23 protein-coding genes are annotated in these 26,101 nt (G+C 72.3%); 14 read left to right on the plus strand and 9 right to left on the minus strand.

The window, feature by feature from the left end; translation table 11 throughout:
- On the minus strand, positions 1–711 hold the full coding sequence (locus AB0C21_RS30015) for a hypothetical protein (protein WP_500208716.1): 711 nt from the start codon (positions 709–711) through the stop codon (positions 1–3).
- A gap of 179 nt (positions 712–890) precedes the next feature.
- Between AB0C21_RS30015 and AB0C21_RS30020 the strand changes: the two genes are divergently transcribed.
- On the plus strand, positions 891–1,361 hold the full coding sequence (locus AB0C21_RS30020; RefSeq protein WP_500208718.1) for a hypothetical protein: 471 nt from the start codon (positions 891–893) through the stop codon (positions 1,359–1,361).
- An 81-nt stretch (positions 1,362–1,442) separates the two neighbouring features.
- Here the strand turns inward: AB0C21_RS30020 and AB0C21_RS30025 are convergent, their stop codons facing one another.
- The 3 genes from AB0C21_RS30025 to AB0C21_RS30035 are packed head-to-tail and all read right to left on the minus strand — an operon-like array spanning position 1,443 to position 4,367.
- On the minus strand, positions 1,443–2,498 hold the full coding sequence (locus AB0C21_RS30025) for an ABC transporter substrate-binding protein (protein ID WP_500208720.1): 1,056 nt from the start codon (positions 2,496–2,498) through the stop codon (positions 1,443–1,445).
- A gap of 59 nt (positions 2,499–2,557) precedes the next feature.
- Complete coding sequence (locus AB0C21_RS30030) at positions 2,558–3,532, minus strand: ABC transporter permease (protein ID WP_500208721.1); 975 nt, start codon at positions 3,530–3,532, stop codon at positions 2,558–2,560.
- The gene (locus AB0C21_RS30035; protein ID WP_500208723.1) at positions 3,522–4,367 is read right to left on the minus strand and encodes an ABC transporter ATP-binding protein; all 846 of its coding nucleotides are present in this window, start codon (positions 4,365–4,367) and stop codon (positions 3,522–3,524) included. The genes AB0C21_RS30030 and AB0C21_RS30035 overlap by 11 nt, the downstream gene beginning before the upstream one ends.
- Before the next feature lie 158 nt (positions 4,368–4,525).
- Here AB0C21_RS30035 and AB0C21_RS30040 point away from each other — a divergent pair, with 158 nt between their 5' ends.
- Both AB0C21_RS30040 and AB0C21_RS30045 read left to right on the plus strand, forming a co-directional pair.
- On the plus strand, positions 4,526–6,154 hold the full coding sequence (locus AB0C21_RS30040) for a sensor histidine kinase (RefSeq protein ID WP_500208725.1): 1,629 nt from the start codon (positions 4,526–4,528) through the stop codon (positions 6,152–6,154).
- The gene (locus tag AB0C21_RS30045) at positions 6,151–6,816 is read left to right on the plus strand and encodes a response regulator (RefSeq protein ID WP_500208726.1); all 666 of its coding nucleotides are present in this window, start codon (positions 6,151–6,153) and stop codon (positions 6,814–6,816) included. Before AB0C21_RS30040 ends, AB0C21_RS30045 begins: the two co-directional genes overlap by 4 nt.
- On the opposite strand, the gene AB0C21_RS30050 is transcribed toward AB0C21_RS30045, so the two are convergent.
- From AB0C21_RS30050 to aceA, 5 genes are all read right to left on the minus strand, one after another.
- A complete protein-coding gene (locus tag AB0C21_RS30050) occupies positions 6,765–7,757 on the minus strand; it encodes an ABC transporter ATP-binding protein (protein WP_235036699.1) in 993 nt (330 codons plus the stop codon). The two genes, AB0C21_RS30045 and AB0C21_RS30050, sit on opposite strands and share 52 nt — an antisense overlap.
- Positions 7,757–8,575 (minus strand): ABC transporter permease, encoded by an 819-nt coding sequence (locus tag AB0C21_RS30055; RefSeq protein ID WP_500208727.1) that lies wholly within the window; start codon positions 8,573–8,575, stop codon positions 7,757–7,759. Before AB0C21_RS30055 ends, AB0C21_RS30050 begins: the two co-directional genes overlap by 1 nt.
- Complete coding sequence (locus AB0C21_RS30060) at positions 8,568–9,356, minus strand: ABC transporter permease (RefSeq protein WP_500208729.1); 789 nt, start codon at positions 9,354–9,356, stop codon at positions 8,568–8,570. Before AB0C21_RS30060 ends, AB0C21_RS30055 begins: the two co-directional genes overlap by 8 nt.
- A gap of 105 nt (positions 9,357–9,461) precedes the next feature.
- Positions 9,462–10,931 carry a M1 family metallopeptidase gene (locus AB0C21_RS30065; protein ID WP_500208731.1) on the minus strand — a complete coding sequence of 490 codons (1,470 nt, stop codon included), beginning with the start codon at positions 10,929–10,931 and terminating at the stop codon, positions 9,462–9,464.
- Positions 10,932–11,217: 286 nt separating this feature from the next.
- The gene (gene aceA, locus AB0C21_RS30070) at positions 11,218–12,501 is read right to left on the minus strand and encodes an isocitrate lyase (RefSeq protein ID WP_500208733.1); all 1,284 of its coding nucleotides are present in this window, start codon (positions 12,499–12,501) and stop codon (positions 11,218–11,220) included.
- A 150-nt stretch (positions 12,502–12,651) separates the two neighbouring features.
- Here aceA and AB0C21_RS30075 point away from each other — a divergent pair, with 150 nt between their 5' ends.
- The 11 genes from AB0C21_RS30075 (at position 12,652) to AB0C21_RS30125 (ending at position 25,831) form a co-directional block, all read left to right on the plus strand.
- On the plus strand, positions 12,652–14,088 hold the full coding sequence (locus AB0C21_RS30075; RefSeq protein WP_149258664.1) for a helix-turn-helix domain-containing protein: 1,437 nt from the start codon (positions 12,652–12,654) through the stop codon (positions 14,086–14,088).
- Positions 14,089–14,243: 155 nt separating this feature from the next.
- Entirely contained in the window at positions 14,244–15,227 is a 984-nt protein-coding gene (locus AB0C21_RS30080; protein ID WP_500208735.1) for a glucosyl-3-phosphoglycerate synthase, read from the plus strand.
- Between the two features lie 109 nt (positions 15,228–15,336).
- The gene (locus AB0C21_RS30085) at positions 15,337–16,566 is read left to right on the plus strand and encodes an acyl-CoA dehydrogenase family protein (RefSeq protein ID WP_500208736.1); all 1,230 of its coding nucleotides are present in this window, start codon (positions 15,337–15,339) and stop codon (positions 16,564–16,566) included.
- 238 nt (positions 16,567–16,804) lie between these two features.
- Entirely contained in the window at positions 16,805–17,794 is a 990-nt protein-coding gene (locus AB0C21_RS30090; protein WP_500208737.1) for a LacI family DNA-binding transcriptional regulator, read from the plus strand.
- A gap of 40 nt (positions 17,795–17,834) precedes the next feature.
- Positions 17,835–19,490 (plus strand): ribulokinase, encoded by a 1,656-nt coding sequence (gene araB, locus AB0C21_RS30095; RefSeq protein WP_500208738.1) that lies wholly within the window; start codon positions 17,835–17,837, stop codon positions 19,488–19,490.
- A complete protein-coding gene (locus tag AB0C21_RS30100) occupies positions 19,490–20,164 on the plus strand; it encodes an L-ribulose-5-phosphate 4-epimerase (protein WP_149258660.1) in 675 nt (224 codons plus the stop codon). The genes araB and AB0C21_RS30100 overlap by 1 nt, the downstream gene beginning before the upstream one ends.
- A gap of 11 nt (positions 20,165–20,175) precedes the next feature.
- Positions 20,176–21,696 carry an L-arabinose isomerase gene (gene araA, locus AB0C21_RS30105; protein WP_500208740.1) on the plus strand — a complete coding sequence of 507 codons (1,521 nt, stop codon included), beginning with the start codon at positions 20,176–20,178 and terminating at the stop codon, positions 21,694–21,696.
- Positions 21,697–21,744: 48 nt separating this feature from the next.
- A complete protein-coding gene (locus AB0C21_RS30110) occupies positions 21,745–22,905 on the plus strand; it encodes an aldose epimerase family protein (RefSeq protein ID WP_500208741.1) in 1,161 nt (386 codons plus the stop codon).
- 1 nt (position 22,906) lies between these two features.
- Positions 22,907–24,040 (plus strand): sugar ABC transporter substrate-binding protein, encoded by a 1,134-nt coding sequence (locus tag AB0C21_RS30115; protein ID WP_500208743.1) that lies wholly within the window; start codon positions 22,907–22,909, stop codon positions 24,038–24,040.
- Between the two features lie 16 nt (positions 24,041–24,056).
- The gene (locus AB0C21_RS30120; protein WP_500208744.1) at positions 24,057–25,088 is read left to right on the plus strand and encodes an ABC transporter permease; all 1,032 of its coding nucleotides are present in this window, start codon (positions 24,057–24,059) and stop codon (positions 25,086–25,088) included.
- Positions 25,085–25,831, plus strand: a complete 747-nt coding sequence (locus AB0C21_RS30125; RefSeq protein ID WP_149258656.1) for an ATP-binding cassette domain-containing protein — start codon at positions 25,085–25,087, stop codon at positions 25,829–25,831. The genes AB0C21_RS30120 and AB0C21_RS30125 overlap by 4 nt, the downstream gene beginning before the upstream one ends.
- The last annotated feature ends 270 nt before the right edge of the window (positions 25,832–26,101 follow it).

The following is a 26,101-nucleotide window of genomic DNA, read 5'->3' on the forward strand; positions in this document are numbered from 1 at the left end:
TCAGCTCCTCATGTCTCGGTCGTCGCCGCGGTGCCCGGCGGGCGCGGCGGCGTGCCTTCCGGCGTGTTCGCCGGCGCGCTCCTCGGCGCGCTCCTCGGTGCGCTCCTCGGCGTGCTCCGCGGGGTTCGCCGCGCGGTGCTCAGCGGTGTGCCGTCCGCCCTTCTCGTGACGGGCCTCGCCGTGCGGGGCGAGCAGCTCCTCGAAGAGGGCGCGGTAGTGCACCATGGCCTGGCGCAGGTCCTCGGTGGACGCCTCCTTGGTCGCGGCCCGCCCGCTGATCGTGTGGGCCCGCCGGTAGTGCTCCAGCGTCTGGCCGTGCTCCACCGACAGGTGGGCGACCTTCTCCTCGAAGCCGTGCGTCGGGTAGCCCCGCTCGCCCATCACCACCGTGACGAGCCGGTCGGCCTCCTCGACCGCCGCCTCGGGAGAGTCGACGAAGCGCTCCTGGACGCGGACCCACTGCTCGCGGTACTCCTCGCGGCGCCGGGGGTCGAGGTCGCGCAGCTCCAGCTCCTCGTGGCGCTGCTCGCGGGAGCGCAGCTCCCGCTCGGCGGCCGCGCGGCCGCCGTGGCGCTCCAGGACCCGGTCGTACTCCGGGCCGAACCGCCGCCTGAGCCGCGCCGTGCGGGACCGGGTCCAGGCGAGGTACCCGGCCGCGGCGAGAACGGCGACGACCACAAGGGCGACGATGACCCAAATAGCGGTCGACATTGTTTCCTCCAACGTGCTGCGGATCGAATGAGACCGCGATGCCCGTTCAATGGCGTTCAAAACAAACCGTCATAAAACGGCACGGATATCCTGCGCCGCCGCCGATGCGCGTGTTGTGATTGAGGCGCTACCGGAACCCGCGCCCTGCGGCGGGCGCGTTCGAATGGAAGTGATGCGCGGTGCGCCATGCTTTCGGCTTCGTCCTCGGCGTCCTGCTGACCCCCGCGCTGCTGTACGGCGCGGCCTGGGGGTACGTCCAGGCCGGCCAGTCCTTCGACGGGACCGGGCAGGAGATCACCGACCGCACGCGCATCTACGGCGCGTTCGCCCTGCTCGCCGCCGTGGGCCTGGTGATGGGCGTGGTCATCGTCGCGCGGTGGGCGTCGCCGCTGGTCTCGCTCGTGCCCGCGCTGGCGCTGCTCGGCGCGTCCGCCTACTTCCTGGCCGACCCCGGCCGCGCCCTCGACCTGCCCGGCAAGGTGCCGCCGGCCGGTGACATGGACTTCGGGCTGCGCATGCTGCTCGGCTCGGGGATCTACGGGATGATGGGGCTCGCGCTGCTGATGCCCACCTGGGCGCCGCGGCGCTGGGGCTCGGGCCACCGCGAGGACGACGGCGGCGTCGACTTCTACTCCACCCGGGGACGCTGACGGGCCGGGCCTCCGCGCGAGGCCCGGCCCGCGTCACCGCGTCCGGCGGGCTCCGCCGGGGCGTTCACCCCGGCACTGCGCTCAGCCCTGCTTGGCCTTGGTGACGAACTGCGTGGTGTAGGTCTTGCCCAGGTCGATCTCGTCCTTCTTCTCCGCGACCTCGGGGGAGAACTGCGCCAGCACCTTCAGGACGTTCTCGGCGGCGTCCGGCTTCATCACGCCGTCCCCGTTGAACATGCTGATCGAGTCGCCGACCGCCTTCTCGTACAGCGCCGGGTCCCCGCCCGCGTAGTCCTTCGGCATCTTCGCCGCGATCTCCGCCGGCTTGTGCTGCTTGATCCAGCCGAGCGTCCTGACGAAGGCGTTGGCGAGCTTCTGCACGGTCTCGCCGTGCGCCTTCACGTACGCGCAGTCCATGTAGAGCGAGCTGGACGGGTAGAGCCCGCCGAGCGCCCGGCGGGTGCCCTCCTCGGTGCGCATCTCGACCATGACCTTGGCCTTGCCGGTGCTCACGAGCTTGGCGATGGTCGGGTCGGTCGTCATGCCGGCGTCGATGCCGCCGTTCTCCATCGTGGAGATGAACGTCTGGCCCGCGCCTGCCTTCACCGTCGTGTAGTCGGACGTCTTGACGCCGTTGCGCACGGCCAGCGCGCGGGTGATGAAGTCGGTGGACGATCCCGGGCTGGTCACGCCGAGCTTCTTGCCCTTGAACCCGGCCGGGGAGGTCAGGGAGCCCGCCTTGGACGCCGAGACCATCTCCGCCTCGCCGGGCACGTCCGCCATCTGCACGACGCTCTGGACGCACTTGCCCTTGGTCTGGAGGTGGATGGCGTGGTCGTAGAAGCCGACGACGCCCTGGACGTCCCCGGAGATGAGCACGTTCTCGGCCTGCGCCCCGGCGGGCTCGGTGAGCAGCTGGACGTCCAGGCCCTGCTCCTTGAAGTAGCCGAGCTGCTCGGTCAGCTTGGCGGGCAGGTAGATGACCTTGTCGATGCCGCCGATCATGATCTTGACGGTGCCACCGGAGCCGCCGTCCCCGCCGGACCCGGCGCGGGAGTCGCGGCAGGCGGACAGGGCCGACAGGGCGGTGAGGGCGGCGAGCGCGGCGGCGCCGGCCCGGACGGAGGTACTGGGCATGACGGTTCTCCTGGTCGTGCGACAGGGGTGGGAAGGAGGAGGGGCGGGAAGGCGCGGCGTCAGATCTGGACGTCGTGCCCGGACGCGGCCGGGCGCCAGCGCAGCAGCCGGCCCTCCAGCAGCGTGAGCAGGTACTCGGCGAGCAGGGCCAGCACCGTGATGATGATCATTCCGGCGTAGATCCCGGCGGCGTCGAAGGTGCCCTGGGCGTGGTTGATGAGCAGGCCGAGGCCCTTGTCGGCGCCGGTGTACTCGCCGACGACCGCGCCGATGATCGCGAAGCCGAACGCCGAGTGCAGCGAGGCGAGGATCCACGAGGTGGCGCTCGGCACCACGATCGTCCACAGCACCTGCAGCCGCCCCGCGCCGAGGATCCGCGCGTTGTTGACCAGGTTCCGGTCGACCTCGCGGGCGCCCTGGAAGGCGTTGAAGAAGACCGCGAAGAACACCAGCACGAACGCCGTCGCGATCTTGGACTGCATGCCGAGCCCGAACCAGATGATGAACAGCGAGGCCAGGATGATGCGCGGGATCGCGTTGACGGCCTTGATGAACGGCGCGCAGACCTCCGCCAGGAACCGGCTCCGGCCGAGCACGATGCCGAGCACGACGCCGCCCGCCGCGCCGAGCGCGAAGCCCGCGACGGCCTCCTGGAGCGTGACCGAGATCTGCTCCCAGATCGACCCCTGCGAGGTGCCCTTGGTGAACCAGTCGACGAGCCGCTCCCAGATCTTCGACGGCATCGAGTAGTAGAACGGGTCGATCCAGCTCCGCGCGGCCAGCTCCCACGAGCCCAGCCAGGCCGCCACGAGCGCGACCCGGACGGCGGTGACGCCGAGGGTGCGGCGCAGCCCGGCGGTGCGCAGCCGCGCGATCGCCGCCCGGTCGCCCTGGTCGCCCGGCCCGGACGCGCCCGGCGCCGGCCCGGGCTCGCCGGCGGCCGCCGCCGGGGCGGTCTCCGCTCCGCGCGCGCTCGCCTCGCGCGTCTCCGTCCCATGTGTCCTCGTCTCATGTGTCCTCGTCTCACGCGGCATGGCCGGCCCCTCTCTCGCGGGTGATCTGGACCTCTTCGCGCAGCGAGTCCCACACCTCGCGGTAGATCTCGAGGAACCCGCCGGTGAGCCGGACCTCCTCGGCGTCCCGCGGCCGCTCCAGCGGCACGTCGAACACGCCCTTGATCGTCGCGGGGCCCGCGGTCATGACCACGACCCGGTCGGACAGCACGAGCGCCTCCTCCAGGTCGTGCGTGACGAACACGACGGCGGCGCCGGACCCCGACCACAGGCGCAGGAGCTCGTCCTGCATGAGGCCCCGGGTCTGCACGTCGAGCGCGGAGAACGGCTCGTCCATGAGCAGCACGGACGGCTCGTTGACGAGGGTCTGCGCGAGCGCGACGCGCTTGCGCATCCCGCCGGACAGCTGGTGGGGGTAGTAGCCCTCGAACCCGGCGAGGCCGACGCGCGCGACCCAGTCGCGGGCGCGGTCGCGGGCCTCGCGCTTGGACGCGCCCCGGTAGCGGGGGCCCGCCGCCACGTTGTCCAGGACGGAGCGCCACGGCAGGACGGCGTCGTTCTGGAACATGTAGCCGACGCCGTCGGGGATCCCGTCCACGGGCCGGCCGTGGACCAGGACGCGGCCCTCGGACGCCGGCTCCAGCCCGGAGACGAGGGACAGGGTGGTGGACTTGCCGCAGCCGGTCGGGCCGACCACGGCGACGAACTCGCCGGGCCCCACCGACATGTGGAGGTCCCTGACCGCCGTGTGGACGCCGGCCGCCGACCGGAAGCGCTTGGTGGCGCCGGCCAGTTCGATCACTGGTCCGGCGGCTCGCTCGGAGCCTTCTCGCTTGGGTGCTGCTGATGTGGACACGGCGGCACCGTACGAATGTGGCGCGCGTCACGGGAACCCTTGCCCGCGATGTGCTCGCAAGCCGCGAATCCCCACGTTAAGCGCGTTAGCCGGGGTTCTGTGCGTTCTGCTCACGCGGGGTCTGTGCGGCCGGGCCGGCATGGTCTACGGTGCACGTCATGTCCGTCCGGCCCCGCATCTCCTTCGCCCGCCAGGTGCTGATCCTGCAGGTGGGCGTGGTCGTCGTCGTGGCGGTCCTCGGGTACGGGCTGGTCGCCTGGATGCTCGACGGCCGGCTGCGCGACCAGTACGGCCAGCGGGCGCTCACCGTGGCGCGCAGCGTCGCCGCCGACCCGGAGATCGCGGCGGCGGTCGCGGTGGACGATCCCGGCGGGCTCGTCCAGGACCGCGCCGAGCGGGTGCGGGTCCGGACGGGTGCCCTGTTCGTCGTGGTGACCGACGGCCGCGGCCTCCGCCTGTCCCACCCGAACCCGCTGGAGCTCGGCCGGCACGTGAGCACCGACCCCTCCGACGCCCTCGCCGGGCGGGAGGTCGTCCGCGTCGAGCGCGGCACGCTCGGCCTTTCCGCGCGCGGCAAGGTGCCCCTGTACGGGCCGGGCGGGCGGATCCTGGGCGAGGTCAGCGTCGGGTTCGACGCCCGCGCCATCGACCGGGAGCTCGGCCGCCTGCTGCGCGAGATGTCGCTGTTCGTCGCCGGCGCCGTCCTGCTCGGCGTCGTCGCGTCCGCCGCGATCGGCCGCAGGCTGAAGCGCCAGACGCTCGGCCTCGAACCGTACGAGCTGGTGGAGCTGGTCCACGAGCGGGAGGCGGTGCTGCACGGCGTCGGCGAGGGGGTCGTGGCCGTCGACAGCGCGGGCAGGGTCGCGGTCTGCAACGACGAGGCGTCCCGGCTGCTCGGCGTCGCGCCGGAGCGCGGCGCGCCCGCCGGGGGCCTCGCCCCGGAGGGCGCGCTGCGGGACGTCCTGACGGGGCGGCGCGACGCCACCAACCTCTTCGTCACCGCCGGGGAGCGCGTCCTCGTCGTCAACCGGCGGGAGGTCCGCAGGCACCGCCGCGACCTCGGCGCCGTCGTCACCCTGCGCGACCGCACCGACCTGGAGACCCTCGCCCGCGAGCTGGACTCGGTCAGCACGCTCTTCGACGCGCTCCGCGCGCAGCGGCACGAGTACGCCAACCGGCTGCACACCCTGTCCGGCCTGCTCCAGCTCGGCCACAGCGAGGAGGCCGCCGACTACATCGGCACGCTGATGGAGGACGCCGCGCGCCGCGCCCCGGCGCCCGACAACCTGCCCGACCCCGTGTCGGACCCGTACCTGCGCGCCTTCCTGTCGGCGAAGTCGGCCGTCGCGGCCGAGAAGGGCGTCCGGCTCGACATCGGCGCCGGCAGCTACGTGCCGGGCCGCGTCGCCGACCCCCTGGACGTGACGACCGTCGTCGGCAACCTCGTCGACAACGCCGTCGAGGCCGCGCGGCTCGGGCGGCGCCGGCCCGCCCGCGTCGAGGTCGAGCTGCTCGGCGACGGCCCCGACCTGCACGCCACCGTCACCGACTCCGGCGACGGGCTGCCGGACGGGCTCCGCGAGGCCGTCTTCGACGACGGCGTCTCCACCCGCGACACCGCGGCGGGCCGCTCGCGCGGGCTCGGGCTGGGCCTCGCGCGCCGCACCGCCCGCGCCCGCGGCGGCGACGTGACCTTCGTGGACGCGGGAACGGGCGGGCCGGACGGGGGCGGGGCCGTGGCGGTCGCCCGGCTCCCCGGGGTGCTGGGCGCGGAGGCGGTGCGATGATCGACGTGCTGGTGGTGGACGACGACTTCCGCGTCGCGCAGGTCCACGCCGGATTCGTGGCGGCGCTGCGGGGCTTCGCGGTCGCCGGGCTCGCCCACAGCGCCGCGCAGGCCAGGGCCATGGCCGCCGAACTGCGGCCCGCCCTCGTCCTGCTGGACGTCTACCTGCCGGACGCCTCGGGCCTCAGCCTGCTGCCCGAACTCGACGCCGACGTCATCATGGCGACGGCGGCCGCCGACCCCCGCGCCGTGCGGGAGGCGTTCCGGCACGGCGCCCTGCACTACCTGGTCAAGCCGTTCACCGCCGCCGCCCTGAACGAGCGCCTCACCGCCTACGCCCGGTACCGGGAGGCGCTGGCCGGCGAGAACGAGCTGTCCCAGGCGGCTCTCGACGGCGCGGTCCGCGCCCTGTACGCGCCGCTGCACGCCCGCACGCCCGTGCCGAAGGGCCAGTCGCCGGTGACGACGCGGCTGGTCAGCGACGCGCTCCGGCGGGCCGACGAGCCGCGGTCCGCGGCCGAGATCGCCGACCAGGTCGGCATCTCCCGCGCCACGGCGCAGCGCTACCTCGCGGCCCTCGCCGAGGCCGGGCGGGTCGTCGTGACGCTCCGCTACGGCGCGACGGGCCGCCCCGAGCACCAGTACGCGTGGTCGCCGCGGTAGAGGCCGGCGAGGACCTCCTCGATGCCCGCCTCGCGCAGCGAGATGTCGCGGACCTCGTGGTCGCGCGCCAGCGCGGCCACGACGGCGGCCGCGTTCGCCGCGTTCGGCAGCCGGAGCCACTGCCGCGGCCCCTCCACCCGCTCGGCCTCGATCCCGTCCAAGGTGATCGGCGGGGCCGGCCGCGCCAGCTCCACGACCAGCGTCCGGTCGGCGTCCACGGTGCGGCGCAGCTCGTCCAGCCCCCCGTCGTAGGCGAGCCGGCCGTGGTCGATGATCATGACGCGGCGGCAGAGCCGCTCGATGTCGCCGAGGTCGTGCGTGGTCAGCAGGATCGTCGTGCCGCGCTCGGCGTTGACGCGTTCCAGGAAGTCGCGGACGGTCGCCTTGCTCACCACGTCCAGGCCGATCGTCGGCTCGTCCAAAACGAGCAGCTCCGGGTCGTGCAGCAGCGCCGCGGCGAGGTCGCCCCGCATCCGCTGGCCGAGGCTGAGCTGCCGGACCGGGGTGTCCAGGAACGGCTCCAGCTCCAGCAGCGCGGTCAGCTCCGCGAGCCGGGCCCGGTGCGCGGCCGCCTCGACGCGGTAGAGCCGCCGGACGAGCGCCAGGCTGGAGCGCAGCGGGAGGTCCCACCACAGCGTGGTCCGCTGCCCGAACACCACCCCGATGCGGCGCGCGAGCGTCGTGCGGCGCCGCGACGGGTCCAGCCCGCACACCCGCAGCGTGCCGGACGACGCGGTGAGGATGCCGGTCAGCATCTTGATCGTCGTCGACTTGCCCGCCCCGTTCGGGCCGAGATAGCCGACGAACTCGCCCCGCTCGACGGTGAAGGACACCCCGTCCACCGCGCGCACCCGCCGCCGCGTCCGGCGCAGGGCGCCCGAGCGCGCCCGCACGGTGAACGACTTGACGACGTCCTCGGCCTCGATCATCGGCACCGCCATCAGCTCCCTGTCGATCGGTAGTGCCGCAGGCCGGCCCGCCACGCCGTCGCCGCCGCCGCGCACAGGGCGGCGGCGACCGCCGGGGAGGCGAACCGCGCCGCGTCCGGCAGCCCGAGCGGATCGGGCCGGTCCAGGACGTACAGCGCGGGCTGCCAGTTGACGAACGCCAGCGGCACGGCGAACGTCACCCCGCGGACCAGGTCGCGGGCGAACATGGTCATCGGGTACTGGGTGAGGAACGCGCCGCCGTAGGTGACCGACTTGCTCGCCCCGTGGCTGTCGACCAGGACGAACTGCACCGCGGCCGTCAGCACCCACAGCCCGCCGAAGATCGCCGCCCCGGACAGCACCATCACCGGGACCATCGCGAGCCGGCCCGGCGTCCAGGCGACGTCCAGCCGGCCGAGCGCGTACCCGAGCACCAGCACCGCCGGGACGAGCTTGCCGAGCCGCCGGGGCGTGAACCCCTCCGTCGCGATCTGCACCAGCGGGCTCACCGGGCGCACCAGCATCGCGTCGAGCGTCCCCTCCCGCACGTGGGCCCCGAGCCGCTCGGTCGTCCCGAGGACGATGTCGGACAGCGCGAACGACAGGGCCGACGTGCCGTACAGGAACAGGACCTCGTACACGCCGAACCCGGCGATGCGCGGCGCCCGCGAGAACAGCACCATGATCGCGGCGGCGTCCAGCACGGAGACCACCGCCGTGGCCAGGCCGAGCAGCACCATCGACACCGGGTACTGCGCCGCCGCCCGGATCCACGTCCAGGCGAGCAGCCCGTACACGCGCAGCGCGCCGGTCACCGCGGGATCAGCCACCGTGCACCACCAGCCTCCGCCGGGCCGCCCGCGTGGCCAGCGCGCCCGCCCCGAGCAGCAGGGCCGCCCACCCCGCCTGGAACGCCAGCGCGCCCGCCAGCCCGGCGCCGTCGTACCGGCCGAGGAACACGTCGGCCGGCACCTGGATCTGCGCGGACCACGGCAGCGCCTCGGCGATCTCACCGAGGCGGCCGGGGAACACGACGAGCGGCAGGATCATCCCGGAGAAGAACAGCGACATGACGAGGGTGACGGCGCTCAGGCCGCGGTCGTCGTGCAGCCAGAACATCCCCATCGCCACCAGGTAGCGCAGCCCGAAGCTGACGACCGTCGCGAGGACCAGCGCCACCGCGAACGCCGCCAGGTCCGCCGGGGCGGGCCACCGGAACGGGAACGCCAGGGCGCCGGCCACCAGCGGCGGCCCGGCGCGCAGCACCAGCGAGCTCGCCGCGCGGCCGAGGTCGTGCGCCAGCCACCAGCCCTGCAGCCCGGCCGGCCGGTGCAGGTCGATCGCGACGTCCCCGTTGCGGATGCGCTCGGTCAGCTCCATCCCGCCGAAGACCTGCACCGGCCCGATCAGCGCCTGGGTGACGAAGCAGAACGTCACGGCGTCGGCGGCCGCGTACCCGCCGAGGGACGGCCGGACCTCCCAGAGCGCCAGCAGGACGTAGGCGCGCATGAAGCCGAACATCGTGTTGGTGAGCGACTCGGTGAGGGATCCGAGCGGATAGGCGGTGTGGCGGCGGAACCCGTACCACCACACCCACGGAAGAACACCCACTTGCCGGAAGCCTAGACAGGCGGCGCGGCTCCGACCACGTACTTTCGCACAGAACCGGGCCCCCGGCCTGGCGCGCCGGGGGCCCGGTCCACGGGCGGGGGAGGGTCAGCCCTGCGTGATGTCGGGCTTGATCGGGGAGTAGAGCCAGTCCTTGAAGAACCCGCTCAGGTCCTGCCCGGCGACCTGCTGGGCCAGCGCCGTGAACTGCTCGGTCCTGGCGTTGCCGTACTTGTGCTGGGCGTACCACGTGCGGAGCAGCGTGAAGAACTTCTCCTCGCCGATCTTCTCGCGGAGGAACTGCAGCATCATGCCGCCGCCGCTGTAGACGCGGTCGTTGAACATGGTGTCGCGCTGCGGGTCGGCGGTGAGCACCGACCAGTACGGGCGGCCTTCGCGGTCGGGGAAGGGGCGGGCGGCGTAGGTGGCGCGGGCCGCATCGTGCACGGACCGGCCGCCGTGCACCTCGGTGTAGTACCACGCGGACCAGGTGGCGAAGCTCTCGTTCAGCCACACGTCCTTCCAGCGCGCGGGCGAGACCGCGTCGCCGTACCACTGGTGCGCCAGCTCGTGCGCGATCGTGCCGGTGCTGCGCACGGCCGAGTACACCGGCTTGCTCTGCGTCTCCAGGGAGAACCCGAGCGGCTGGCCGTTGAAGCGGGCGTCGTCGGCGATCGCGCCGGTGCTGGAGAACGCGTACTGCCCGAACGTCTTCGACCAGAGGTCGGTGACCTCGCTGGTGGTGTCGTAGAAGAAGTTCACCGCGTCCGGCTGGCTCGCCAGCAGTTCGGGGTCGACGGCCGTGTAGTTGGGGACGCCGCCGGGCGTGCGGCCCTGCTTCACGTTCCACTTGCCGATGTCGATCGTGGTGAGGTAGCTCGCCATCGGGCTGTCCTCGCGCCAGGTGAAGACCTCGGCGCGGGTCTTGGCCGCGCGGCGGCTGAAGGCGGCGACGGCGGAGCGGTGCCCCGTCGGGCGCCCGTTGGCGACGGCCGTCAGGCCCTCCGGCACCCTGATCGTGTAGTCGTAGGTGGCCTTGTCGCTCGGGTGGTCGTTCACGGGGAACCAGGTGCTGGCGCCGTTCGGCTCGCCGCCGACGAACGCGCCGTCGGGGGTGTGCAGGAAGCCGTAGGGGGAGCCGAACACGATCGGCGAGCCCACGATGGTCTGCGGCACGCCGCCGTACCTGATGACGGCGGTGAAGGTCCGCCCCTTCCGCAGGCCCTGGCGCGGTGTGATGACCAGCTCCTGGCCGTGCCGCTCGTAGCGGGCCCGGCGCCGGTCGACCCAGACCTTGTCGACGTCCATACCGGACAGGTCGAGGTCGAACCGCGACAGGTTCTGGGTGGCCCGCGCGGTGACGGTCACGGTTCCGTCGAGCTGGTCGAAGTCGGGGTCGTAGCTCAGGTCCAGCGAGTAGTGCCGGACGTCGTAGCCGCCGTTGCCCTCCAGCGGGAAGTAGGAGTCGCCGACACCGGGTGCGCCGGGGGTGAAGCGTCCTTGGTGTGCGGGCCCGTCCGCGGCGGCGGCGGGCGCGAGCGCGACGACGCTCACCGCGGCGACGGCGAGCGGCAGCATCCTTCCGGGGATCGCCCGGGATCGGATGGACCGGGGGTGACGCGCCATCAGGGGTCCTCTCTCAGAGAGATCGACTGGCGGGGCTCACGATGCGCCCCTCCGGCGGCGCCTGTCGAGGTCCATTGCCGAATGTGGCCGGAACGTGAGGAGGGACCACGGAGGCGGGAAGGGAGGCGCGAGGCGTCCCGGGACACCGGAAGGCCCCCGCGGGTGTAGGGACGCGGGGGCCTTCGGGGTCCTGGGGATCAGGCCGGAGAGCGGGGCCGGCGGCGCCGGCCGGCGAGGGTCAGTGGAACTGGCCCTCCTCCGTCGAGCCCTTCAGGGCCGTCGTGGAGGACTCGGGGTTGATCGCGGTGCTGACCATGTCGAAGTAGCCGGTGCCGGCCTCGCGCTGGTGCTTGACCGCGGTGAAGCCCTTCTCGGCCGCCGCGAACTCGCGCTCCTGCAGGTCGACGTAGGCCGTCATGCCCTCGCGGGCGTAGCCGTGCGCCAGGTCGAACATGCCGTAGTTGAGCGCGTGGAACCCGGCCAGGGTGATGAACTGGAACTTGAAGCCCATGTGGCCGAGCTCGCGCTGGAACTTCGCGATGGTCGCGTCGTCCAGGTGCGCCTTCCAGTTGAAGGACGGCGAGCAGTTGTAGGCCAGCATCTGGTCCGGGTACTCGGCCTTCACGGCCTCGGCGAACTTGCGGGCCTGCTCCAGGTCCGGGGTGCCGGTCTCCATCCAGATGAGGTCGGAGTACGGCGCGTAGGCCTTGGCGCGGGCGATGCAGGGCTCGATGCCGTTGCGGACGCGGTAGAAGCCCTCGGCGGTGCGCTCACCGGTGATGAACTCGCGGTCGCGCTCGTCCACGTCCGTCGTGATCAGGGTCGCGGCCTCGGCGTCGGTCCGCGCGATGATCAGAGACGGCACGCCCGAGATGTCCGCGGCGAGGCGGGCCGTGTTGAGGGTCTTGATGTGCTGCGAGGTCGGGATGAGGACCTTGCCGCCGAGGTGGCCGCACTTCTTCTCGGAGGCCAGCTGGTCCTCCCAGTGCACGCCCGCGGCGCCCGCGGCGATCATGCCCTTCATCAGCTCGAAGGCGTTCAGCACGCCGCCGAAGCCGGCCTCGGCGTCGGCCACGATCGGGGCGAGGAAGTGCGTGTCGCCCTCACCCTCGGCCCACTGGACCTGGTCGGCGCGCAGCAGCGCGTTGTTGATCCGGCGCACGACGGCCGGGACCGAGTTCGCCGGGTAGATGCTCTGGTCCGGGTAGGTCTGGCCCGCCAGGTTGGCGTCCGCCGCGACCTGCCAGCCGGACAGGTAGATGGCCTTCAGGCCCGCCTTGACCTGCTGGACGGCCTGGAGACCCGTCAGCGCGCCGAGGCTGTGGACGTAGTCCTCCTCTTGGAGGAGCTTCCACAGCCGCTCCGCGCCGAGGCGCGCGAGGGTGTGCTCCTCCTGGACCGAACCGCGGATGCGGACGACGTCCTCGGCCGTGTAGGTCCGCTCGACGCTCTTCCACCGCGGGTCGGTCTCCCACTGTCGCTGCAGCTCTTCGGCTGCGCCCTTGAGGCGACTTGCGCTCATCGTCTTGCCCTTCCGTGTCGTCCCCTGGGTGCTCGTTCACGACTATGCCCGGACCGCAACCCCGTTATGAACTGGCGAGTAACAGAAGAAGTGCGAAATTTCCGCTATGATGAAGCGGTGACGACCTTGCGGACAGAAGAACCCCTCAACTTGACGAGTGACGTGGATCTCGTCACGTTCGGGCAGCGCCTCCGCCACCTGCGGCGCGCCCGCGGCCTGACCCTGTCGGAACTCGGCGAGCGCGTCGGCCGCGCCCCGTCCCAGCTGTCCCTGCTGGAGAACGGGCGGCGCGAGCCCAAGCTCTCGCTGCTGCAGGCCCTCGCCACCGCGCTGGAGTGCCCGGTCGAGGAGCTGCTGCGCCGCCAGCCCCCGAGCCGGCGCGCCCAGCTGGAGATCCAGCTGGAGGAGGCCCAGCGCGACCCGCTGTACCGGACGCTCGGCCTGTCGCACCTCAAGGTCGGCAAGCGGATGCCCAACGAGGTCATCGAGCACATCCTCGCCCTCTACGGGGAGCTCAAACGCAGCCGCACCAAGCCCACCGCGAGCCCCGAGGAGGCGCGCAAGGCCAACGCCGAGCTGCGCCGCCAGATGCACGAGCGCGGCAACCACTTCGCCGACATCGAGCGCGTCGCGTCCCAGACGCTCGACGCGGTCGGGTACCGGCGCGGCGCGGTGTCGCAGGGGCTGCTGATGACGCTGGTCGGGCACTTCGGGTTCAGCCTGCAGTACGTCCAGGACCTGCCCCGCTCGGTCCGGTCGGTCACCGACCTGCGCAACCGGCGGATCTACCTGGAGCGCGAGCAGCTCGGCATGCACACGCCGCGCACGATCCTGCTGCAGACCCTCGGGCACATCGCGCTCGACCACGACCAGCCGCGCGACTTCGCCGACTTCCTGCGCCAGCGCGTCGAGGCCAACTACTTCGGCGCCGCGATCCTGATGCCCGAGCGCACCGTCGTGCCGTTCCTGCAGGAGGCCAAGGCCGCGCGGGAGCTGTCGGTGGAGGACCTGGCGGACGTGTTCTCCGTCTCCTACGAGATGGCCGCGCACCGCTTCACCAACGTCGCGACCCACCACCTCGACCTCCAACTGCACTTCACCAAGAACGACGAGAACGGCACGATCTACAAGGCGTACGCCAACGACGGCCTGGCCTTCCCGCAGGACGAGGACGGCGCGATCGAGGGCCAGCGGATGTGCCGGGAATGGGCCGGGCGGCACGTGTTCGGCGCCGCGGACCGCTACTCCGTCTACTACCAGTACACCGACACCCCGAACGGGACGTACTGGTGCCTGTCGCACATCGACCCCAGCCACGAGCGCGACTTCGCGATCACGCTGGGCGTCCGGTTCGAGGACTCCCGCTGGTTCCGCGGCCGGGAGACGACCCGGCGGGTCAGGTCGGCCTGCCCGGACGGCGACTGCTGCCAGCGGCCCCCGAAGGCCCTGTCCGACCGGTGGGAGGGGATGGCGTGGCCGTCGGCGCGCGCGCACTCGCACGTCCTGTCGGTCCTGCCGCCGGGAGCGTTCCCCGGCGTCGACGAGGCGGACGTCTACGAGTTCCTGGACCGGCACGCCGCCGAGTGACGGGCGTGTTGTGGCGCCGTTAAACCTTCGGGTCGGTTCGCCGATCGCGGCGCGAACGGTGAATGATCTGGGGGGATCCGGCGTTTCCTGGTAGGGGAGGGGACACCGGCCGCAGGACGCCCGGTCCCGGTCGCCCCGCACGGAAGGGAGAGCGCGTGCTGCCCGAGGTCGCGTCGTGGTTGGCCCGCCGTACGAGCGCGGCGGAGGACTGGCCGCCGCGCCTCCTGCTCGCCGCCAAGGGCGCGACGAGGATCAGCGTCGTGCTGCCCGCGCGCGACGAGGAGGCGACCGTCGGCGCGATCGTCGCGGCCGTCCGCACCGACCTGGTCGAGCGGATCCCGCTGGTGGACGAGATCGTGGTCGTCGACTCCCGCTCCGCCGACCGGACCGCCGCCGTGGCCGCCGCGGCCGGCGCCGAGGTGGTGGCGCAGGACGCCGTCCTGCCGGAGCAGGGCCTCATGTCCGGCAAGGGCGAGGCCCTGTGGAAGTCCCTCGCCGTGACGTCCGGCGACCTGATCGTGTTCGTGGACGCCGACCTGCGCGAGTTCACCTCCTCCTACGTGACCGGGCTGCTCGGCCCGCTCTTGACCGACCCGTCCGTCGGCTACGTCAAGGGCTGCTACGACCGGCCGCTGGTCGAGGGGGAGCGGCGCGTCGAGGGCGGCGGGGGCCGGGTGACCGAGCTGGTCGCGCGCCCCCTGATCAACCTCCACTGGCCCCTGCTGGCCGGCGTCATGCAGCCGCTCGGCGGCGAGTACGCGGGGCGCCGCGCGCTGCTGGAGCGGCTGCCGTTCGTGACCGGCTACGGCGTGGAACTCGGCCTGCTGCTGGACGTCTACCAGGACTCCGGGCTCGACGCGATCGCGCAGGTCGACCTCGGCCGCCGGATCCACGCGCACCAGTCCACCGAGGCGCTCGGCGCGATGGCCGGCCAGATCATGCTGACCGCCTGGTCGCGGCTGGAGCGGCACGGCCGGATGATCCCCCTCGCGGCCCCCTCCACCGGGCTGACCAGGTTCCGGCGCGCCGCGGACGGGCACGACGCCCGCACGGCCGATGTGGCCGTGGGGGAGCGTCCGCCGATGATCGAGGTCCCCGGCTACAGCGCCGCTCGATCCATCTCGCCGGGCTGCGGTTAGCGGCCTCCGCCGCTCCCGCGCGGCGCCTCCGCCCGATGTGTTACCCGTGGTAACTCCAGATGGTGCTACCGTTGGTAACAGGCGATATTGGAGAGAGGGTCAATTAATCATGACGAGTGCGGAGCAGACGCCGTTCTCGCTGGAGCCCAGCGAGGACGTTCGCGAGGTCAGGGACTGGGTGCACGAGTTCGCCAAGGACGTCATCCGCCCCGCCGCCGAGGAGTGGGACGAGCGCGAGGAGACCCCCTGGCCGCTCATCCAGGAGGCGTCCAAGGTCGGCATCTACTCCCTCGACTTCTTCGCCACCCAGTGGCTGGAGCCGACCGGCCTCGGCATTCCGGTGGCGTTCGAGGAGCTGTTCTGGGGCGACGCGGGCATCGCCCTGTCGATCGTCGGCACCGGCCTCGCCGCCGCGTCCGTCGCCGCCGTGGGCACGCCCGAGCAGGTCAGCGAGTGGGTGCCGCAGATGTTCGGCACCACCGACGACATCAAGCTCGGCGCCTTCTGCGCCTCCGAGCCCGACGCCGGCAGCGACGTGGGCTCGATCCGCACCCGCGCCGTGTTCGACGAGGCCAAGGACGAGTGGGTGCTGAACGGCACCAAGACCTGGGCGACCAACGGCGGCATCGCCGACGTCCACGTCGTCGTCGCCTCGGTCTACCCCGAGCTCGGCAGCCGCGGCCAGGCCAGCTTCATCGTCCCGCCGGGCACCCCGGGCCTGCGGCAGGGCCAGAAGTTCAAGAAGCACGGCATCCGCGCCTCCCACACCGCCGAGGTGATCCTGGACGACGTCCGGATCCCCTCCCATCTGATCGTCGGCGGCAAGGACAGGTTCGACGAGCGCATCGCGCGCACCCGCGAGGGCAAGAGCTCCAAGGGCCAGGCCGCGCTGAAGACGTTCGAGACCACCCGCCCGTCGGTCGGCGCGATGGCCCTCGGCGTCGGCCGCGCCGCCTACGAGTACGCCCTCCAGTACGCGCAGGAGCGCGAGCAGTTCGGCAAGAAGATCGGCGACTTCCAGGCCATCGCCTTCAAGCTGGCCGACATGAAGTGCCGCCTCGACGCCGCCCGCCTGATGGTGTGGCGGGCCGCGTGGATGGCGCGCACCGGCAAGGACTTCCAGAACGCCGAGGGCTCGATGGCCAAGCTGATGGCCAGCGAGATGTCGGTCCACGTCACCGAGGAGGCCATCCAGATCCTCGGCGGCAACGGCTACACCCGCGAGTACCCCGTCGAGCGCATGCACCGCGACTCCAAGATCTTCACGATCTTCGAGGGCACCTCGGAGATCCAGCGCCTGGTCATCGGCCGCACCGTCACGGGACTGCCCGTGCGCTAGGCGCCTCTCCGCGTCGGAGCGGGAACGTCCGGGGCCCGGCATCGGTGATCAGTGACTTCGCGATCGCCGGCGCCGGGCCCTTCGCTGGCCGGATCGTGCCGCGGGAGAAGTGATCGCTTCGAGGGGTTGACGGTGGAATTGTTCACGCTCACAATCGACCTACGCAACGCCCCCGGGCGCCGGCGCGATCGCAGAGGAGGAGACGTTGTCGCAACAGGGACCGTCGAATCCGCCGATCATGGCCGATGTCGCCCAGCTCGCCGGGGTGTCGCACCAGACGGTGTCGCGGGTGGTCAACAACCATCCGAACGTCTCGGCGCGCACCCGCGCCCGCGTGCAGGCGGCGATCGCCGAGCTCGGCTACCGGCCGAACCCGGCGGCCCGGACCCTGGTGACCCGGCGCTCCAGGACGCTCGGCGTGATCAGCTTCGAATCCACGCTCTACGGGCCGGCGTCGATGCTGCACGGCATCGAGCAGGCCGCCCGCAACGCCGACTTCTTCGTCAGCATCGTCAGCCTGCGTGCGATCACGCGGCGGGCCCTGCTGGACGCGGTCGGGCGGCTGGCGGAGCAGGCCGTCGAGGGCGTCGTGGTGATCGCCCCGCACACCTCGACGAACGACGTGCTGGCGCAGGCCGGCCGGCTCGTGCCGCTGGTGGGGGCCGGGTGCGGGCTGACCGCGCGGGTCCCGATGGCGGCCATCGACCAGCGGGCCGGCGCGGTGGCGGCGACCCGCCACCTGCTCGACCTCGGCCACCGCACGGTCCACCACCTCGCGGGACCCGGATCCTGGCTCGACGCGGTGGGCCGGGCCGAGGGGTGGCGGGCCACGCTGGCCGAGGCCGGCGCGCCGGTGCCGGAGATGCTGTCCGGTGACTGGAGTGCCCGCTCGGGCTACGAGGCCGGCCGGCGGCTCGCGGAGGACCCCGAGGTCACGGCGGTGTTCTGCGCCAACGACCACATGGCCCTGGGCGTGCTCCGCGCGCTGCACGAGGCCGGCCGCCGGGTCCCCGAGGACGTCAGCCTGGTCGGCTTCGACGACATCCCGGAGGCCGCCTACTTCATCCCGCCGCTGTCCACGGTGCGCCAGGACTTCGGCGAGCTGGGCCGCCGCTCGCTGGAGCTGCTGGTGCAGCGCCTGAACGAGCCCTCGGGGCCGCCGGGAAATGTGCTGATCCCGCCGGAGCTGGTGGTCAGGTCCAGCGCCCGGCCGACCCCGCGGCCCTGACCCGACCGATGCCCTCCCCGACTCTGCTGACGAGGAAATTGTGAGCGCTAACATCCCGCCGGACGCCTGCGTCGTCGGCGTCGACTTCGGCACGCTGTCCGGGCGGGCCGTCGTCGTCCGGGTCGCCGACGGCGCCGAACTGGGCGGCGCCGTCCACGACTACGCCGACGCGGTGATCGAGCGGGAGCTGCCCGGCACGGGGGAGCGGCTCCCGCCCGACTGGGCGCTGCAGAACCCCGAGGACTGGCGGGCCGTGCTGCGCACCGCCGTGCCCGCCGCGATCGCGGAGGCCGGGGTGGACCCGGCCAAGGTGATCGGGATCGCCACCGGCTTCACGGCCTGCACGGTGCTCCCCGTCCGGTCGGACGGCACCCCGTTGTGCGAGCTCCCGGACCTGGCCGGCAGGCCGCACGCCTGGCCCAAGCTCTGGAAGCACCACGCGGCCCAGCCGCAGGCCGACCGCATCACCGCGCTGGCGCACGAGCGCGGGGAGAAGTGGATCAAGCGGTACGGCGGCCGGATCTCCTCGGAGTGGCAGTTCGCCAAGGCGCTGCAGGTACTGGAGGAGGATCCGGACACCTACCGGCGGACGGAACGCTGGATCGAGGCCGCGGACTGGATCGTCTGGCAGCTGTGCGGCCGCGAGACGCGCAACGCCTGCACGGCCGGCTACAAGGGCGTCTACCAGGACGGGGCCTACCCCTCCGCCGACTACCTGGCCGCCCTCCACCCCGGTTTCGCCGACTTCGCGGCCACCCGGCTGGCCCATCCGCTCTCCCCGCTGGGGTCGCGGGTGGGCTCGCTGACCGCCGAGGCGGCCCGCCTGACCGGGCTGCCGGAGGGCGTCGCGGTGGCCGCCGGCAACGTCGACGCCCATGTCACCGCCCCGGCCGCCCGCGCGGTCGAGGACGGGAGGCTGCTGGCGATCATGGGGACGTCGACCTGCCACGTGGTCAACAGCGCCGTCCTCGCGGACGTGCCGGGGATCTGCGGTGTCGTGGACGGCGGCATCACCGCCGGGGCCTACGGCTACGAGGCCGGGCAGAGCGCGGTGGGCGACGTCTTCGCCTGGTGGACCCGCATGACCGGACAAGACCACGACGACCTGGCGGCCGCGTCCGCCTCCGCGCCCGTCGGCTCGCACGGGCTGGTCGCGCTGGACTGGATGGGCGGCAACCGGTCGGTCCTGGTCGACCACCACCTGTCCGGCGTGGTCGTGGGCATGACCCTGGCCACCCGGCCGGAGGAGGTCTACCGCGCGCTCATGGAGGCGACGGCCTACGGGACCCGCGTCATCGTCGAGGCCTTCGAGGCGGCCGGGATCCCGATCGGCGAGTTCGTCGTCGCCGGCGGGCTGAAACGCAACGCGGCGCTGATGCAGATCTACGCCGACGTCCTGCGCCGGCCGGTCTCGATCGCCGCCTCCGACCAGGCGCCCGCGCTCGGCGCCGCCATCCACGCCGCGGTCGCGGCGGGCGCCTACCGCGACGTGCCGGAGGCCTCGGCGGCGATGGGCCGGGTGGTCACCGCGGCCTACGCGCCGGACCCGGCCAGGGCCGGGGCCTATGACCTCCTCTACGCGGAGTACCGCGAACTGCACGACCACTTCGCCGCCCGGGGCGAGGCGAGCAGCGCGGTCCTGCACCGGCTGCGCCGGCTGCGCGACGACGCGCTCGGCTCGAAGGGAGACCTCTGATGCCCGGTACGCCCGCCGAGCAGGTCCGCGCGCTGCGGCGGACCGTCAGCGACCTGCACGCGGAGCTCGTCAGGTACGGGCTGGTCGTGTGGACGGCCGGCAACGTCTCCGCCCGGGTCCCCGGGCACGACCTGATGGTCATCAAACCCAGCGGCGTCTCCTACGACGACCTGTCCCCGGACGCGATGGTGGTCTGCGACCTGGACGGCGCGGTCGTCGAGGGCGACCTGCGGCCATCGAGCGACACCGCCGCCCACGCCTACGTCTACCGGCACATGCCCGAGGTCGGCGGGGTGGTGCACACCCACTCCGCGTACGCCTGCGCCTGGGCCGCCCGCGGCGAGCCGGTGCCCTGCGTCCTGACCGCCATGGCCGACGAGTTCGGCGCGGAGATCCCGCTCGGCCCGTTCGCGCCCATCGGCGACGACTCGATCGGACGCGGCATCGTCGGCACGCTGCGCGGCCACCGCTCCCCGGCGGTGATCATGCGCAACCACGGCGTGTTCACCATCGGCGCGGACGCGCGGGCCGCGGTCAAGGCCGCGGTGATGTGCGAGGACGCGGCGCGGGCGGTGCACCTCGCCCGCCAGCTCGGCGATCCCGTCCCGCTGCGGCCCGAGGACATCGACCGCCTCCACGACCGCTACCGGAACGCCTACGGACAGCGTCCATGACGAGCGAGTCCATGACGAACGAAGGGAGCGGCCACGCGATGGCACCGACCGTCTGGTTCCTCACCGGAAGCCAGTCCTTGTACGGCGAGGACACCCTCCGCCAGGTCGCCGAGCAGTCACGGCGGATCGCCCAGGCGCTGGACGAGGATCCGGGCATCCCGGCGGCGGTGCGGTGGCGCCCGGTCCTGACCGAGCCGGAGGCCATCCGGCGGACGATGCTCGAGGCGGGCGCGGACGACGACTGCGTCGGGGTCATCACGTGGATGCACACGTTCTCGCCCGCGAAGATGTGGATCGCCGGGCTGAACGCGCTGCTCCGGCCCCTGCTGCACCTGCACACGCAGGCGAACGCGGCGCTGCCGTGGGCGAGCATCGACATGGACTTCATGAACCTCAACCAGGCCGCGCACGGCGACCGGGAGCACGCCCACGTCCAGACCCGGCTCGGCATGGCGCGCACCACGGTGGCCGGGCACACCGACGACCCCGCGGTCCGCGCGCGGATCGGGTCCTGGGTCAGGGCCGCACGCGGCGCCGCCGACCTGCGGACGCTGCGGCTCGCCCGCTTCGGCGACAACATGCGGGACGTCGCCGTCACCGAGGGCGACAAGGTCGAGGCGCAGATCCGGTTCGGCGCCTCGGTCAACGCGTTCGGCGTCAACGACCTCGTCGCGGCCGTCGACGCGGTACCGGACCACCGGGTCGGCGACCTCGCGGCCGAGTACGAGGAGTCCTACGCCGTCGCCCCCGAGCTGCGGTCCGGCGGCGAGCGCCACACGGCGCTGCGCGACGCCGCGCGGATCGAGCTCGGGCTGCGCGACTTCCTCGCCGCCGGGTCCTACCAGGCGTTCACCACCAACTTCGAGGACCTCGGCGGCCTCAGGCAGCTGCCGGGCATCGCCGTGCAGCGCCTGATGGCCGACGGCCTCGGCTTCGGCGCGGAGGGCGACTGGAAGACGGCCCTGCTGCTGCGGGCCCTCAAGAGCGCCGCCGCGGGACTGCCCGGCGGCACCTCCTTCATGGAGGACTACACCTACCACCTCGTCCCGGGCCAGGAGCTCATCCTGGGCGCCCACATGCTGGAGGTCTGCCCCTCCATCGCCGCGGGCGTGCCGAGCTGCGAGGTGCATCCGCTGGCCATCGGGGGCCGGCAGGACCCGGTCCGGCTCGTGTTCGACGCGGCGCCCGGACCGGGTCTCGTCGTCGGGCTGACCGACCTCGGCGACCGGTTCCGGCTGGTCGCCAACGAGATCGACCTGGTGGGGCCGCCGGAGCCGCTGCCGCGGCTTCCGGTGGCCCGGGCCGTGTGGGCGCCCCGCCCGGACTTCCGCACCTCCACCGAGGCCTGGCTGTCGGCCGGGGGACCGCACCACACGGTGCTGTCCCAGGCGGTCACCACCGAGATCCTGGCCGATCTCGCCGAGATGACGGGTGTGGAGCTGCTCGTCGTCGACCGCGACACCGATGTCGCCCGGTTCCGCCGCGAGATGCGCTGGAACCAGGCGTACCACCGCCTGGCGCAGGGCTTCTAGCCGCCAGGACACCCCCCACCCCACGAGATCTGTGAGGAAACCCGTCCCATGACCAGATCACGCTTCGCAGTACGGCTGGCCGCGCTGGCAGCGCTCGCCGGCGCCGCCATCGGCGGATTCGCCCCCTCCTCCACGGCGTCCGACCGGCACCTGAAGGCCGGGATCGCCAAGGACCTGTTCGGCACGATGCCCGACGGCACCAAGATCTGGCGCTACACGATGACCAACGGGTCGACGCGCATCCGCGTCATCACCTACGGCGGCATCATCCAGACCATCGAGACGCCCGACCGGCACGGCAGGCTCGCCAACATCACGCTGGGCTTCCCGACCCTGTCGGACTACCTCACCAAGAACAGCACGTACTTCGGCGCGCTCATCGGCCGGTACGGCAACCGCATCGCCAAGGGCCGGTTCACGCTCGACGGGCAGACGTACCAGCTGACGACCAACAACAACGGGAACACGCTGCACGGCGGCACGACCGGCTTCGACCAGCGCGTCTGGTCCGCGACCCCGTACACCGCCGGCGGCAACGTCGCGCTCCGGCTGTCCCACACCAGCCCGGACGGCGACCAGGGCTTCCCCGGCACCCTCAAGACCGACGTGACCATCTCCGTCACGCGCGGCGACGCCATCCGGTTCGACTACCGCGCCACCACCGACAAGGCGACCGTCGTCAACCTCACCAACCACTCCTACTTCAACCTGTCCGGCGAGGGCAGCGGCACGGTCTACGACCACCGGCTCCAGATCAACGGCTCGCGGTACACCCCCGTCGGCTCGTCGGAGCTCATCCCGACCGGAAAGATCGCCCCGGTGCGCGGCACCCCGCTGGACTTCACCAGGTCCACCGCGATCGGCGCCCGCATCCGCACCGGCTTCGACCAGCTCCTCTACGGCCAGGGCTACGACCACAACTTCGTCCTCGACGGGTCCGGCTGGAAGACCGCCGCGCGCGTCAAGGACCCGGCGAGCGGCCGGACCCTGTCCATCTCCACCGACCAGCCCGGGCTCCAGTTCTACTCGGGCAACTTCCTCGACGGCACGCTGGTCGGCACCGGCGGCCGCGTCTACCGGCAGGGCGACGGGTTCGCGCTGGAGACCCAGCACTTCCCCGACTCGCCGAACCAGCCGGGCTTCCCCTCGACGGAGCTGAAGCCCGGACAGGTCTACCGATCCTCGACCGTCTACCAGTTCGGAGCCTGACATGACGCGCATCGATCCCGCGGTCGAAGAGGCCGTCGACACCCTCGGCCTGCCCGAGCCCACCCGGCGCCGGCTGCTGAGCGGCGCCGGCCTGGTCAGCGCGACGGCGGCGGCGTCGGCGCTGCTGGCCGCCTGCTCCTCGGACAACAAGAGCTCGGGCTCGGGCAGTGGCGGGCCCGGGCAGTTCCCGAAGACGCCGAAGTGGAAGTTCGTGTTCATCAACCACGTCACGACGAACCCGTTCTTCACGCCGACGCAGTACGGCGCGCAGGACGCCTGCGCCCTGCTGGGCGCCTCGTTCCAGTGGACGGGCTCGCAGAACTCGGCGGTCCCCGAGATGGTCAGCGCCACCAACGCGGCCATCTCCGGCAAGGCCGACGGGATCGCGGTCGCCGTGGTGGACAAGACCGCGTTCCGGCAGCCGGTGGACAACGCGCTGAAGGCCGGGATCCCGGTGGTCTCCTACAACGCCGACGGCGCCAAGGACGATCCCGGCACCAGCCGGCTCTCCTACATCGGCCAGGACCTCTACACCTCCGGCTACCAGCTCGGCGCCAAGATCGCGGGGCTGATGTCCGGGGGAGACGCGGTCGGCTTCATCGCCACCCCGGGCTCGCTCAACATCCAGCCGCGCATCGACGGCGCGCAGGACGCCATCAAGGCCTCCGGCAAGCCGATCAAGTTCACCTCGGTGGCCACCGGCGCCGAAGTGCCCAAGGAGCTCTCGACGGTCGACGCGTACGCCCAGGGCCACAAGGACATCAAGGGCATGTTCGCGGTGGACGCCGGCTCGACCGAGGCCATCGGCAAGGTCATGCAGAAGTACGGCCTGAAGAGCAAGGGCGTGGTCTCGGGCGGGTTCGACCTCACCCCGGGCACGCTGAGCGCCGTCAAGTCCGGGGACCTGGACTTCACCATCGACCAGCAGCCCTACCTGCAGGGGTTCCTGCCCGTGATGGCCCTGTGGTTCTACAAGCTGTCCGGCGGCCTGGTCTTCCCCCCGATGACCAACACCGGCCTGACCTTCGTCAGCAAGGAGAACGTCGGCCCGTACCTCACCACCAAGACCCGGTACGAGGGCTCCAGCACGGCCCAGCAGCTGGTGTCGCGGTCGGGTCCCATCGCTCACGTCTGACGAGAAGGAGCACGGAGTGAGCGAAAGCACCGTACGGGACAAGGCGGCGACCCCGGGCACGCCACCGCGGCGTGCCCGGGGGCTGCCCGCCCTCGCCACCGACGCGTTCCTCCGCCGCCGGGAGGCGACCATCCTCCTGGTGGCGCTCGGACTGCTGATCTACTTCCAGACCGCCAAGTCGGTCTTCCTGAGCCACGACAACCTGGTCAACGTGTCCCAGGGCACCGCGCCCTACGCCATCATCGCGGTCGGCGAGGTGTTCCTGCTCGTCAGCGGCGAGATCGACCTGTCGGTCGGGATGGTCTTCGCGCTGGCGCCCTTCCTCGTGCACTACATGGTCGACTTCTCCGGCGTCTACCCGATCATCGCGATCGTGCTGGCGATCCTGGCCGGCGCGCTCATCGGACTGGGCAACGGGCTGGTGACGGTCGTCTTGAGGGTCCCGTCGTTCGTCGCCACACTGGGCTCGATGTTCCTGGTCCAGGGCATCATGCTCACCACCTCGCACGCCTACCCGGCGCAGATACCCGAAGCGGCGGAGGGCCTGGCGGGCTGGTTCGGGCGCGCCCCCTGGGCCGAGCTGACCTGGTGCCTGCTGATCGTCGTCTTCTTCCACCTGGTGCTCACCCGCACGCGGTGGGGCCTGCACACGGTCGCGACCGGCGGGAACCCGCTCGGCGCCGCCGAGGCGGGCATCCGGACCGGCCGGGTCAAGATCGGCAACTTCATGCTCACCGGGGCGCTCGGCGCCTTCGCCGGCATCCTGGAGGCCTTCCGGGTCGGGTCCATCGACCCGAGCTCGGGCGGGGCGAACGCGATGTTCATCGCGGTGTCGGCCGCGGTCATCGGCGGCACCGCCCTGGCCGGCGGCTCGGGCACCGTCATCGGCGCGCTGCTCGGCGCGCTGGTGCTGGCCGAGATGCAGAACGGCTTCAACCTCATCGGGATCAGCGCGAACCCGTTCAACATCATCCTCGGGTCGGCGATCATCATCTCGATGGTGCTGAACGTCCACCTGGCCCGGCTGCGAAGGGCGGGGCGCTCATGAGCGACGCGCTGCGGGTGGAGAACATCGGCAAACGCTTCGGCGGCGTGGAGGCCCTCGCCGACGTCACGCTGCGCCTGGGCAAGGGCGAGGTGCTCGGCCTCATCGGCGACAACGGCGCCGGCAAGTCCACCCTGATCAAGATCATCAGTGGGTTCCAGCGTCCGGACACCGGCCGCATCCTCATCGACGGCACCGAGGTGAGCCTGCGCTCGGTGGACCACGCCCGCTCGCTCGGCGTCGACACCGTCTACCAGGACCTCGCCCTGGTCAACGAGCTCAGCGTCTACCACAACATGTTCCTCAACCGGGAGCTGGTGCGCTGGCCGCTGCTCAGCAACCGCGCGATGCGCCGGCGCGCCGCCGAGCACCTCGCGGACATGGGGGTGCGGATCCCGTCGGTGGACGTCGAGGTCGCCAAGCTGTCCGGCGGCCAGCGGCAGGCCATCGCGGTCGCCCGCTCGGTGTACTCCGACGCCCGGATCCTGCTGCTCGACGAGCCGCTGGCCGCGATGGGCGCCAAGGAGGGCACGATGATCCTCGACCTGGTCCGCGACCTCAAGGAGCGCGGCGAGGTCTCGATCATCATCATCGCGCACAACTACGCCCAGGTCCTGGACGTCTGCGACCGGGTCAACCTCCTGCAGCACGGCCGGATCGCCTTCGACAAGCCCACGTCGGAGACGTCCCTCCAGGAGCTGACCGACCTGGTCGTGGCCGACTACCGCCGCAGCCGGGGGCTGTAGGCGCCTTCGGGCCGGGCCGCCGGGTCCGGCCCGAAGGCGTCCGCGCCGCATGTTCCGGCCGGCGAGCGCGAGGGTCCGGTGCGGGGCGGTGGCCAGCCGTGGTCACCTGGGCGGACGGTCGCGCGGCGGCCGCCCGGAGATGCGCGGGGCGTCCCACGTGGGGCTCAAGGGGAACCGGCGGTGTCAAGGGCGAAGAACGCTGCGCGGTGGCAGTTGGTAAATGTCGTGATTCGCCATAGTTGAGTGGCGTAGGCGCTGCTTGTCTCTAGA

Origin of the sequence: Spirillospora sp. NPDC049024, assembly GCF_040649235.1 — a bacterium.
Taxonomy (GTDB): domain Bacteria; phylum Actinomycetota; class Actinomycetes; order Streptosporangiales; family Streptosporangiaceae; genus Spirillospora.